This window comes from Bacteroides congonensis (assembly GCF_900130125.1).
GTDB classification, from domain to species: Bacteria; Bacteroidota; Bacteroidia; order Bacteroidales; family Bacteroidaceae; genus Bacteroides; species Bacteroides congonensis.
Window position 1 is genome coordinate 79691 of record NZ_FQXY01000008.1, and the last position, 11898, is coordinate 91588.

The 11898-nt window shown below is 47.0% G+C and carries 15 protein-coding genes; 4 read left to right on the forward strand and 11 right to left on the reverse strand.

Features of this window, described 5'->3' with window-relative positions:
- Positions 1 to 8: 8 nt before the first annotated feature.
- The 4 genes from traN to BQ7997_RS25605 are packed head-to-tail and all read left to right on the forward strand — an operon-like array spanning position 9 to position 2578.
- Complete coding sequence (gene traN, locus BQ7997_RS03695) at positions 9 to 926, forward strand: conjugative transposon protein TraN (RefSeq protein WP_044129976.1); 918 nt, start codon at positions 9 to 11, stop codon at positions 924 to 926.
- Entirely contained in the window at positions 923 to 1510 is a 588-nt protein-coding gene (locus tag BQ7997_RS03700) for a conjugal transfer protein TraO (protein ID WP_044129972.1), read from the forward strand. Before traN ends, BQ7997_RS03700 begins: the two co-directional genes overlap by 4 nt.
- Positions 1511 to 1530: 20 nt before the next feature.
- Complete coding sequence (locus tag BQ7997_RS03705) at positions 1531 to 1995, forward strand: DUF3872 domain-containing protein (protein ID WP_073344745.1); 465 nt, start codon at positions 1531 to 1533, stop codon at positions 1993 to 1995.
- Between the two features lie 10 nt (positions 1996 to 2005).
- Positions 2006 to 2578, forward strand: coding sequence for a tRNA (adenine-N(6)-)-methyltransferase (locus tag BQ7997_RS25605; protein WP_083589161.1), 573 nt, complete (start codon positions 2006 to 2008; stop codon positions 2576 to 2578).
- Positions 2579 to 2772: 194 nt separating this feature from the next.
- Here BQ7997_RS25605 and BQ7997_RS03715 read toward each other — a convergent pair whose 3' ends face one another.
- From BQ7997_RS03715 to BQ7997_RS25610, 11 genes are all read right to left on the reverse strand, one after another.
- A complete protein-coding gene (locus tag BQ7997_RS03715; RefSeq protein WP_004297770.1) occupies positions 2773 to 3135 on the reverse strand; it encodes a hypothetical protein in 363 nt (120 codons plus the stop codon).
- 366 nt (positions 3136 to 3501) lie between these two features.
- On the reverse strand, positions 3502 to 4659 hold the full coding sequence (locus BQ7997_RS03720) for a hypothetical protein (RefSeq protein ID WP_073343692.1): 1158 nt from the start codon (positions 4657 to 4659) through the stop codon (positions 3502 to 3504).
- Positions 4660 to 4731: 72 nt separating this feature from the next.
- Complete coding sequence (locus tag BQ7997_RS03725) at positions 4732 to 5550, reverse strand: N-6 DNA methylase (protein ID WP_073343695.1); 819 nt, start codon at positions 5548 to 5550, stop codon at positions 4732 to 4734.
- 2 nt (positions 5551 to 5552) lie between these two features.
- Positions 5553 to 6356 carry a DUF4121 family protein gene (locus BQ7997_RS03730; protein WP_073343698.1) on the reverse strand — a complete coding sequence of 268 codons (804 nt, stop codon included), beginning with the start codon at positions 6354 to 6356 and terminating at the stop codon, positions 5553 to 5555.
- Positions 6343 to 6618, reverse strand: a complete 276-nt coding sequence (locus BQ7997_RS03735) for a hypothetical protein (RefSeq protein WP_073343701.1) — start codon at positions 6616 to 6618, stop codon at positions 6343 to 6345. Before BQ7997_RS03735 ends, BQ7997_RS03730 begins: the two co-directional genes overlap by 14 nt.
- Positions 6602 to 7567, reverse strand: coding sequence for a hypothetical protein (locus tag BQ7997_RS03740; RefSeq protein ID WP_073343703.1), 966 nt, complete (start codon positions 7565 to 7567; stop codon positions 6602 to 6604). The genes BQ7997_RS03735 and BQ7997_RS03740 overlap by 17 nt, the downstream gene beginning before the upstream one ends.
- Positions 7568 to 7799: 232 nt before the next feature.
- Positions 7800 to 8303: a hypothetical protein gene (locus BQ7997_RS03750; protein ID WP_073343705.1), complete on the reverse strand. Its 504-nt coding sequence runs from the start codon at positions 8301 to 8303 to the stop codon at positions 7800 to 7802.
- 12 nt (positions 8304 to 8315) lie between these two features.
- On the reverse strand, positions 8316 to 8609 hold the full coding sequence (locus tag BQ7997_RS03755; RefSeq protein ID WP_073343707.1) for a DUF4120 domain-containing protein: 294 nt from the start codon (positions 8607 to 8609) through the stop codon (positions 8316 to 8318).
- A gap of 11 nt (positions 8610 to 8620) precedes the next feature.
- Positions 8621 to 9445, reverse strand: coding sequence for a hypothetical protein (locus BQ7997_RS03760; protein WP_073343709.1), 825 nt, complete (start codon positions 9443 to 9445; stop codon positions 8621 to 8623).
- The gene (locus BQ7997_RS03765; protein WP_073343711.1) at positions 9438 to 10364 is read right to left on the reverse strand and encodes a hypothetical protein; all 927 of its coding nucleotides are present in this window, start codon (positions 10362 to 10364) and stop codon (positions 9438 to 9440) included. The genes BQ7997_RS03760 and BQ7997_RS03765 overlap by 8 nt, the downstream gene beginning before the upstream one ends.
- Before the next feature lie 2 nt (positions 10365 to 10366).
- Positions 10367 to 11536 carry an RNA-binding protein gene (locus BQ7997_RS25610; protein WP_073343713.1) on the reverse strand — a complete coding sequence of 390 codons (1170 nt, stop codon included), beginning with the start codon at positions 11534 to 11536 and terminating at the stop codon, positions 10367 to 10369.
- Positions 11537 to 11898 lie beyond the last annotated feature (362 nt).

An 11898-nucleotide genomic window follows, 5' to 3' on the forward strand; every position in this document is an offset into this window, starting at 1 on the left:
AATCGGATATGAAAAAGATTCTGATGATGTTTTTTGCCCTGATGACGGGTGTGACGGCTGCCAGTGCGCAGTTGAGTAGCGGGGATTATTTTGAGGGACTGAGCCGTAAGATCGGCTTTAGCCGGATGATAGCCCCGCACGGGCTGGAAATCACTTATGATAAAACGGTACATGTCATATTTCCTTCCCCGATCAAGTATGTGGACTTGGGGTCCACCAATCTGATAGCCGGAAAGGCGGATGCGGCGGAGAACGTGATCCGTGTGAAAGCTGCTAAAAAGCATTTCCGGGATGAGACGAACATGAGCGTGATCACTGAAGATGGAAATTTTTACACGTTCAATGTCAGGTATGCGGATGAACCGCTCCTGCTGAACGTGGAGATGTGCGATTTCATCCATGACGGTGAAACGGTGAACCGTCCGAACAATGCCATGGAAATCTATTTGCAGGAACTGGGCAATGAGTCCCCGCGTCTGGTACGCCTGATTATGAAGTCCGTGCACAGGCAGGACAAAAGACGGGTCAGACATATCGGCTGTAAACGTTTCGGGGTTCAGTTCCTGCTTAGGGGGCTTTATACCCATAATGACCTGCTGTACTTTCATACACAGCTAAGGAATGAGACGAATGTCCCGTTTGATGTGGATTTCGTGACCTTCAAGATTGTCGACAAAAAGATCGTGAAACGTACCGCCATGCAGGAACAGATGATCTATCCCTTGCGTGCCTGCAACTATGTGACCCGTGTGGATGGAAAGTCCTCGGAACGTACGGTGTTCGCGTTACCCAAATTTACGATACCGGAGGACAAGAAACTGGTGGTGGAGATGTATGAGAAACAGGGAGGACGCCACCAGATGTTTGAGGTGGATAATGAGGACCTTGTGCGTGCTGAACCCGTCAACGAATTGAAGGTACGATGAGAATGACCGGAAAATTTGTGTTGTTGCTTGCAGCTATGCTTGCCCTGTTTCTGGGGCAGGCGCAGGCCCAACGCTGCCTGCCGGGTATGAAAGGTGTGCAGCTAATGGCGGATATGGTTGACGGTTTTTATTGCGGGAAGGAGCGTAATGATACGGGATTCGCTTTCGGACTTGCCGTTTCTACCTATGTCAAGGGAGGAAATAAATGGGTATCGGGTATTGAAATCATGCGGCGGTATTATCCTTACCGTAATACACGTATCCCTTTGAAACAGTATACTGCGGAAGGCGGCTACTACTACAATTTCTTTTCCGACCCGGGGAAAAATGTATTTTTGAATATTGGTGCTTCAGGATTGATGGGGTATGAAACTGTAAACGGTGGAAAGGGACTGCTCTTTGACGGTGCCGTCCTGAAAAAACACGAATCGTTCATTTATGGCGGTGCAGTGACACTGGAAGCGGAAACTTATCTTTCAGACAAGGTCGTCCTGTTACTGCGTCTTCGTGAACGTGTTCTTTGGGGGAGTGCCGCAAAGCACTTCCATACCCAATATGGCTTGGGCATCAAATACATTTTATAATGACTAAATCCATACGAAAAATGAAAAAGATACTTGATCAGATAATGATATTGTGCAGCATGGCAGCCGCCTTGTTTTGTTTTATCTCTTGTAGTGATGACCTGGATATTCAGCAGGAATATCCGTTCACGGTAGAGGCGATGCCCGTAGCGGACAAGATAGTCAGTGGCCAGACGGTGGAAATCCGTCTGGAAATTACCGAGGAAGGTAATTTTTCCGGAACGCTTTATACTCTCCGCTATTTCCAGCCTGACGGGAATGGATTGTTGAAGCTGGAAGACGGTACGGTTCTGAAACCCAATGACCGCTATTTATTGAGTGAGAAGAAGTTCCGGTTGTATTACACTTCAAGGAGTACGAATGAGGCACAAACGATTGATTTGTACTTTGAAAATAACTGGCAGGATGTCCGGCAGCTGAGTTTCAGTTTCAATAACAGGAATGACGGGGCGGAGAAAACGGAAGGAGGAGCCCGTGCCCAGTAAATTGAGCAGGATGTTCTTGAACTGCAGTGACGAGAAATACACTCCGGGATACGGAGTGGCTCCCATCATCAAGTATCTGCCTGAAGGGAAGATCATATGGTGCCCTTTTGACACGTGCCACAGCGAGTTCGTGCTTCATCTGCAGGAAGCCGGATTTCAGGTAAAATACTCGCATATAGATACCGGACAGGATTTTTTTGCTTACGAGCCGGATTGTTGGGATATTATTGTATCTAATCCGCCTTTCAGCAGAAAAATTGAAGTTTTTGAACGCTGCCTGCAACTGGACAAGCCGTTCGCCCTGCTGATGTCCAATTTTTGGCTGAACAGTGTCGGTCCGTGCCGGCTGTTTAAGGACAGGGAGCTTCAATTGCTGATGTTTGACAAACGCATCCAGTTTGACAAAGGGGGAGGTGTCCCATTTGGCAGCAGCTATTATTGTCACCGTCTTTTGCCTAAACAAATCGTGTTTGAGGAACTGGCGGTCTGTCGGAATGATTACAGCCGTATGCATCGGGATGTGGATAACTTGAATCGGAATATTGCGGAAGAAGACGCCGGACTTTCCTTCGGCGTTGTTTGAAAGCACAAACGGAAAAATGGATTATGGGAAAAACTTTTTTATTGTTCTTTCGATTTCCGCCTTTTCCGCCCGTGCCGGAAATCCGCCTTCCATGATTGACAAGGCGGAAGAGGGAGTTTGAACTTTTCTATATACCTTAGATTACATGTTACCGGAGCCGTGAACAGTATGCCATATTGCTTGCGGCTCTTTTATTATAGGGTTCTGCCCAGCAGTACTGACAGACGGTAGATATATTTGTTGTATTTTTTGAGACACTCCATATCCAGTGTTCCGTTATGGTAGGGACTGGATTTGTCCGTGTAGAAGAATACATCCACTTTACTGCTGTTTCTTTGAATATCCACCCCTTCAACCGGTATTTCTTCCGGGTTGTCATATTCTTCCAGCGGTAATTCCTCAATTGAGTTCCATTTGTCCATTCCAAGCAGGTTCAGTTTCCGGTTGAACAGGACGAAACCTTTTCTGGAGTAATCAATTCTTATACCGTATGGACGGTCCAGATAGAAACTTTCAACGGCCTTTTGTGCATACAGGCTCGAATTATTATTTTCCATTTTGAGTATTGATATAAGTTTTCTCTTTCAATAAATGTCTGTAAAAGGGAAGCAAAGATACAAAAAATAGTTTCTGTGTAAATTTATAGACGGATGAATTTGAATTTAATAAAGTAGGGGAACTGGAAGAACGGTTGACTGTTTATGGGGAGATGCAGAGAGAGTATAGGGGAACTAGAATAAGTTGGTGAATACGACAATTCTATCTGCTCTTTTGGTTAAAACATCCGTTTCATCATATCAACTATTTTTATAGTCCGGCAATTTGTCCATTGTGAATGATTCTGTTTTACAATTGCTTGCCGGACAATGGAAGGTCCGGCAAGTTCTGCTGATTTTTCATTCTATGATTGTCGTTTTTCCATTTCAGTTGTTTTTCACCCGGTTCATCAGTTGCCCGGATATCTCATGCAGCTCCCTGCTGCGTTCCGGCTCCTGTTCCCGTGCAAAGGCGGTGATGCCTTGTGCCAGTTTCCAGAGTGTTGCCCCTCCTGTTATGCCGTCGTCGGGGTTGTTGTTCATCAGGAGCTTTTCGACTTCCCGTCCTTCGTTTTTCAGCAACGCGCCACGCTGTACCAGGGATTTAAGTTCCTTGTCAAAGTCCACGTCTATTTCCGACGCTCCCTGAATTTCGATGGCTTTCTGCATGATCGTATCCTTGCTGTAAAGTCCTTTAGTCAAATCTTTGACAGCCGATACGGTAGTTTTCGTATCCAGTTCATAGGTTCTTTGCGAGAGCGCAAGCGTATCCGGCAAGCGTCCTCCCAGATGAATCTGCCGCATGACCGATTCACGTACCATGCCGTTCAGGCAAGCTCCGTTGAGCAGGAACGAGCGCATGTCCACCGAACCGTTTCCGAAATCGGATGTGCTGAATCTTGCTCCCGCGAATATGATTACCGTCCCGTTTTTACGGGTGGGTATTTCAACCGGTGTAGGAAGAATCGTTTCGCACCATACTTTGGTGTCATTCATATAGGCGTCGGACACGACGGCTCCGTTGTTTGCCGCTTCCCTGATGAATGCGGTTAGTATGTCCACGGAGTTGAGTCGCCGGTACGAGTCTGAGAGTACACCCCTGATTTCCGTTCCTACCGCACGGATGAGCACGCGTGTGCGCCCCGTCCATCCCGAATGTTCGTTAAGAATGGTTGCGCACAGCTGTTTCTGCCAGGCGTCTCCTGCGGAAAGCTCCCTGAGATATTTTGCCGGAATGCCCATTTTCTCGGAAATCTGGCTGATGGCATTTCCGTGCAGGTTGAATTTTCCTTCCGGCATGTTCATCTGTACCTGTTCCTCTGCCTGGAATGTAATGACCGGATGGCGGTCCTCATTACGCAGGTTCACTCCTATGGGTGCGATGAAGTCCTGCGCGATTTTTCCCTCTTCAAGCAGGCGGGTGATTGTAGCCATGACACCCTGCTGTTTTCCTTCGATCATTTTTTGAACCTTGTTTATGACTACCTGGTTCAATCCCTGTTGCTTTTGTACCGGTGCAGCGGCCGGCATTACTGTAACTTCCATAATTGCTGTATTTAATGGGTTAATAAATAAATTTAGCATACCGGTGGTATGCTTATAAAATATAGTATATAATCATTTTTCATGCTGATGATCGGGTTTGGTATCATATTTTATGTCGTTATTACATCTTGAAAACGTCTGTAAAGGCGGAGGGGAATCCGCCTTACGCTTCCTGCCACCCGCTGACATCGTTTTTCGTATGATATAAGGGGATGCTGGAAGATTCCTGCCTGCCCGGTATTCCTCCATGTTCATTCTTTTTATCGTGGGTATGCCTGTCCATGCAAGCATGGGATTGACCTTCCAACCGTCCACGAAGTTTCCGGGATTCAGGCTGTCATGGCAGATAACTTCCCCTACGCATCCGTGTATGAGCATATTGCATACGGTCATCAGGCAGCAGGTCCGGTTGATATCCTCCCCTATGAGGTAGTTTCCCGGATTCCGTGCATGATAGGCCAGCAGCAGCCTTCCGCTTCCGCAGGTCGGATCACCTATCCTCTGTCCGGTCTTTTTTTCTTCCGTTTGGGTGCACAGCACCATGAGGTTGCAGATATGTACCGGAGTGAAGAATTGCCCCTGTGACTGCTGGGTACTTTTGGAAACCAGTGCCATATATAAATCCCCGAAAGGGTCATACCAGCTTGTATCATCCTTTATCCGGCTTGCCATGAGCCGTACCCATCCGGTGAGCATTTCCATAAATTTCATGTTCTGCAGCCGTTTGTACTTCCAGTTCTGCAGTGGGGGAGCACCGGGAGAAAACCCGTGGATGATGTAGGTCAGGAAATCGTTGAATACATTGACGGGATCGAGTCCGTTTGTGTAGGAGAAATCCGTTATCAGCTTCTCAAGCGGACGGACCGGGGGAGGGGTTTCGTATTTTGCCATTGTTATTTCTTTTTATAGACGGTTATTGTACGGGTATCATCGCAGGTTATTATTTTCACGGGGGACTCTCCGAGAAAGGATATGTGTATTTCGGCTTTTGTTTCGTTCCATTCTTGTTCCGTGAGTATTTCCCATTTCATGTGGTATCCCCATAGAACGAGTGAGTTGCTGTATATCCCGTCGAAGAGTTTCCCGTGAAGGATTCCGGTCAGCCTGTCCAGTTCCTCGCGTGAGTATAGGGTGAATCCTTCGGTCATGTAGAAGAACTCGCCGTCATGTTCCGGGTCGGGCTGCCTGTTGATGTGGTATTTGCTCCAGTTTCTGGTAGTATATCTGCCATACAGGGGTTCGGGTTCCGTATATTGCCACGCACGGACACAGGCCGTGAAGTATACCTCCCCGTTGGCGCATTTTCCGGCATGTCCCCATGTCCTGAACTGCTTTTCCCTGATACCTGCCGGTCTTAAGGCGGCTCTCTTCAGATAAGTCCATATCCCTTCATGGACGTTATAGCCGACACCGTCCCCGCTTTCATAACAGAACGGGATGATTCCGGAAAGGCAGATCTTGAAATGTCCGTCGCATATCTCTTCGATGTGTGCCGATTGAAACCAGTCACCGTTCCGGCAGGTATACTCGATAATGTCACCTGCTGCCGGTCCGATATTCTTTTCCCGTTCTTGCCGGATTATTGCAATGAGACGGTTTACCTTGTCCGTGTCACTTTGGTTTACCCGATATCTGCGGTAATGGAAACCGTTGAAGCATTGCAGGCTTTCCACTGTATAAAGGTCAGTAAATTCCATAGTGTTTTCGATTTTTACGGTATACTTCAATTTGTCGGGCTACCATGTCACAGAATTTCTGTCCGTTTTCACCCTCCCCTCTGAAATAGATGATCATTTCTCGGAGGTCCCGGTTGAAACAGTTCATCCATTTGTCGTAATAATGACTGCCCTGTGTCTTTCCGAAGGTCTCCTCGAAAAGGTGCAGGTTCAGCCCTTCCTCCCCGTGGTGGTTGTACTGCCATAGGAAGATGAGTAATAGACGGTTATAGCTGAGTTCCATAGAATATGTTTTTTGATATTCCTTCCGGGGTTGCTCTTGCACAAAGGAGCTCCTCCCTTATCCATATTTGGGTGTATTCTTCCAGATATCCCTTGTCTATGAGTTTTTGATAGGCTTCCCGGACATATTTGTAAGCGGGGGAGTCCCGGTCGGGCCCTTCCGGATATTTTTGAGTCGGTATGTTGATTTCTGAAGCCACCGTCATGAGATTTTCGGTAACAGTCCACGGTTTCCTTCTGAAAAGGTCGAATATCCGGTAGTATATGCTTGTTTCGTTTTGCTGCCGGTAAAATTCCAGCTCCTCTTCCTGCGTGAAACTGAATATGAAATCAAGCAGGGTGCACTTAATCAGATGGAATCTCCTGCTTTCCCTGAGTAACCGGATGAGCGTTTCGGGCAGGTGTGTGGCCTCACACTGTCCGGTTATCCATCCGTAATGCGAATAAAGCCTTGTATTCCCTTTGGTTATCCGGCATCCTTTTCCTCTTTTCTCCATTTCTGCCGTATATCCGTCCGTGGTGAATATTTCCGCGATTTCCTCATAAAGTTTCCTCTTCTTTCTGTATTCGTTCTTTTTCCCGTACACATATCCCCAGTCAAGCTCGATCTCTATCCTGTAGATCAGATTTTTTTCATATTCCGGGTTTGTATATCCGAAAGCATGTGTTCTCCCGGTTATCGGTCCCAGTATGAATCCTTCCGGTGTATATAGTTGAAGTACATGCAGCAGTTCCGCCAGAAGGAAGTCCGGTTTCTTGCTCCTCCACCATTTTGCCTGCCGGTCTTCTTCCGCGTATGCCGGAAGAAGGGGTGAAAGTTGTACATATTCGGGGGTGTCCCGTATGATTTCCATTATCCGTAATATTGCCCCTGGTTTGTCTTCCAGTGTGAAAAGTGTCGTTTCTGTATCCGCATACAGTCTGTTCCGGGTTCTTTCATCTGTAATCATAGCCGATCATTTTTTAGTTATACATGAGCCTGTCGTGAGACGGGCATTTTTATTTCTTGTTGGATGCGTTGTCCGTTTGCCGGGGATTGCGGCAAGGCTTGACGGAAAAAAATACCGGAGCGTAGCGAGGATGATTTTTTTCCTGTCAACCAGCCCGCAGGGCTGCCTTGCGCATTCAGTCCGGCAAACGGCTATCTTTGCGGCAAGAAATGGAAATGTGGAATCCGTTTTGCTATTTCCGCATTTCCCGTTGGTGTTTTTCGGCTTTCCTTTGCAGCCTTCTTTCTGCCTCCTGTACATTTTCTTTTTTTATTTTGAGCTTGGCGACAGCCTTTTGGAGCATTTCGTCCGTCTGTTCGTCAAAAAAGAGGTTGTTCTGCTTTTGCCATGCTGTGTATTCCCTTATCCTCCGTTCCATCCTGGTGACCTGTGCCTTGGCTGCCGCCAGCGAGGAGAGACAGGAGCCGAATGAATAGTCTTCACCGCTGTGCCTGTCATACAGGCAGTAGGTATGTGTAACATTCCCTTTGGGATATTGGCAGGTCAGTCTTGCCATTCTCCACCGGACGACCCAGTCATATTTGTCCGCCACTTTTCGTGGCAGGTCATATCGGAAGAGCAGGACTTTACCGCCCTGCTCCGTAGTCCTGTAAAAGGAGATGATCACCCACAGCTCGATCTCCAGCTCTTTTTCCGCTTTTGCCATGTCTTTGGCATACTGCATCCATTCTTCCATGTTCCGGAAACTTTAAGTGTGTATCTGCCATCCTTTGAAGGGAGTCAGCTGTACGGCAAACGATTCATCCGGTGAGCCGTGATAGAGCAGCCCTCCGACAATCCCTCTGCTGCCGTCCGGGTACCTTTGGGTGAACCCGAATGAATAAGGCGCCCAGTCGTGGTAAAGCTCTATTTCACACGGGCGGTCCGGATTCTTTTCCCATGCTTCAAGACGTTCCATGCAGTTCTGCAGTGAAGTGTCCTTGATTGATTCCGCATACTGTACTACCTGGTCGTAGTAGTCCTGTTTGCACATGATTTTCATGATATTCCGTTTTAATTGGTTGATAATGTTTTTTCTTTCTCTCTGTTCCTGCCTGTATTCCTGACGGTTTTGTATTCAGTTTCCCAGCTGGTGGAGTCGCACCAGTCCCTGCACATTCCGCATACTTCGGTTGCATAGGAATAACGTACCTGTGAGTCTACGAACAGTCTGTCCCTGACGAATGGAAACGTAATGTCCAGGGGCAGACTGATGTGGTAGCCGGAACCGTTGAAACTGTTGGCGACGGCTACGATGACATCCCCGTGGAAACGGATGGTTCTGAAATCTTTTCCGTTGTCGTTTGTGACAAGTTCATTGAACCCGGCATTGAAATAAATACGTAGTTCACCGCCGTATGTGGCGTTATCCACCAGTTCTTCAATTAGTGTGTCAAACTGTCCTTTCTTCAGTTTCAGGGCGCGCCTGACCTTGTAACAGGACATAGCTCTGAATTCTTTTCCGATGCGTTCCTCTATTTTCGTACCGGGAGAGTAGTACATGTTGACGGCGGCGGAATTTTTTATGAGTTCTTCCGCCGGGTCGGTATCATTCCTGCTCAAGATGAGGTCCGTAATCTCTTCACGATGTTCCTCGAATTCTTCCTGCCTTTTCTCTTCTGCCATCTTCTCTTTGATTTCCCCAAGTATTTTGAGCAGACTTTCCGCTTCCTGTTCAGCATAACATTCCATGACTGTTTCATATAGCCTCCCCATGTTATTGTTCCGGATGCACTGCTCCTGCAGGTCTTCGCGTTCGTCCAGATTCTCCCGGTAGTCCACATGATACAGGCTGACCGTTTCGGGAACATATTTTTTCCATGACTCCGTATTATTCATAGCATTTGCATTTAGGGAGGACTGCTTTTGTTTCAGCCGGTGTTTTCTCTCTTTTGACGGCTCTGAGCCTGTGCATAATGTGCAGGAACAGTTCCCGGTCATAAATCCTGTAGAAGAAGTTTTCTCCGGTTTCCTTGACGGTTCCGGTGAATGAGACGGAATCACGGCAGGGAGGAAACTGGAAGAGGCATCCGCTTGTTATTATGGTGTATCTCTTTTCCTCCACTTCATCCAGCAATGTTTCCATGTCGTCATGTCTGCCATATCCGGAGAAATACAGAAAATGATGTTTCCTCAGGCTGATCAGTATGTTCGCCATGTCTTTTCTGGCCTTGCAGGTGTCCCCACCATTATTCCCTCCGGTTACCATGTTACAGATGAAACGTTCCCTGTTTTCCTTGTCGGTGAATGAATAGGGAATGGTGATGATCTCCTGCTTGTCCTTGCTTGTAATTCTCTCCGCTTTTCCTTTGGTGACTTTTCCCTTGAATGTGATGTTGTGGTAATGCTCGTTCATTTGCCGCTCCAGTTCGGCCTGCGGTGTCATGACCGGACGCAGTCCCCGGAAAAAACGTTTTCCGATGGTGAAACAGAACATGTACAGGCTGCCGTGGTAGGGCTCGCCGAAAAAGAATGAATGGCGCTTCAGACGGACGGGAGGCAGTTCGTTCATACAGTTATAATAGTTCTCCTTTGTAATTTCACGGAAGGGGCGGCACAATGACTTGTCATGAATGCGTGACCTCTTGTGTATGGCGTTTCTTGTTACTGCAACTAGAAAAGGATTGTTTTCCTGTTTCTTGAGTTCCTCTAGTGTGCTGCCGTAGTAGTCACAGTGTATGCCGTCCGACATGGATGTGACGCAGCTTCCTCGGAAACAACGGGAGTCAATGACAAATTTCAGATGTTCTTTTTTCATGGTCAGATATTTTGGAGGTTTAAGATTCTCTTTGCCGCAGACACCGCATTCGGATTGAGTTGCCGCTGCCATGCCCTGTTCCTGGGCGACCAGTGGAAACCGGATGATTTGAGTTCCCTGCGTTTGCTCTCTTCCGGTATTTTGTTGAAGAGGATTTGCAGACGACTTTCCTGATAGTTCCAAACGAGGATTCCACCTTCAAACGTTACTTCCCTATTTTCCAGCTCTTGGGTTTCCTTTAACTTGTCCCGCATGCGACTGGCTGTTTCAGCCAGCTGGAAGAACCGGTGGCGTGGTGTGATGACAGGCTTCTTTATGCCGGCATTATATTCGGAAATGAAGTCGATTGCCTTCTGTACAATTTCCACGTCGCCATGTCCGGCAAATGTGCTGACCTTGTTGAAGATGCTGCTGACGAAGAGTGTCCGGTTGTATCCTCTGGCTTTTCCCGTATCAATCTCATGGATCGTGTTTGCGCTGCTTGCAATGTCACGTTTCAGCCTGCGCCATGTTTCCTCCCGTTTTTCTTCTTCAGGCCTGTCTTTTTCCGTGAGCAGTTGCATGGTTTTCAGAAATTTCTCACGCCATTTCAGGAATTCGTCGTATCTGTTCTGATAGGCATTTTGTGCCTTTTCATTCCTTTGGAAATTGAATCCTCCCCGTCCTGTCACCATCGGGTTTGCGCAGCGTGAGAGGCTGTGGAATAAAACGGATATTTTACTTTTGTAAGTATTGATATAATCCTGTTTTTTTGCCTCCGGTATTTTCTTCAGGTCTTCATGGAGCTGCTTTTCATATCCCATGATGTCCGTTTCAGCCATTGTTTCCGGATCATGGGAGTTCCATCGGTAGGCATTGACGGCGATTTCTTCCAGTTCTTCCAGATAGCCGGGATACTTGAATTTTGTTACTTCCCAGTTTTTGAAGTCAGAAGCACGCAATTCCTTCTCTTCACCGTTTTCCGTGTAGGTATGAATATACATATACATACCTGTGCTTTTCTTGCGGAAATGGAAGGTAACCGCATCTTTGTCCGTTCCGATCCGCCGGATGGATTCTGCACGGTGCGCATTTGTTCTTGTGAGCGGAGTGATTGTCGGGTTACCACTGCTACTTTCTACAAGGTTCATTACTTGTTCTTCGTGAACCTGCATTTCGGTCATTTCAGCCATACTTTAATCATTTAAAATTAGACATAACCGGCTCCGTGGAGCCAGTATTTCGATTTCTTACTTGCCGGGTTGTTCGTGTCCGGGATTGTGCAAGGCTTGGCAGGAAAAAATACCGGAGCGTAGCGAGGATGATTTTTTGCTCGCCAACCAGCCCGCAGGGCTGCCTTGGGCAATCCGCAGGACACGGACTATTTTTGCAGGTAAGAAGTTGAAATATAAAATCTGGTATGGGGTGACCTGAAAATAGCAACAGTATTACATTGGATATATCTTTATTGAGTAGTTTTATTATGCGATTTTATGAGTAAAATAACATTCGAAGATTATCAGTGAAGCAATGAAGAGTGTTTTATATATTTTTT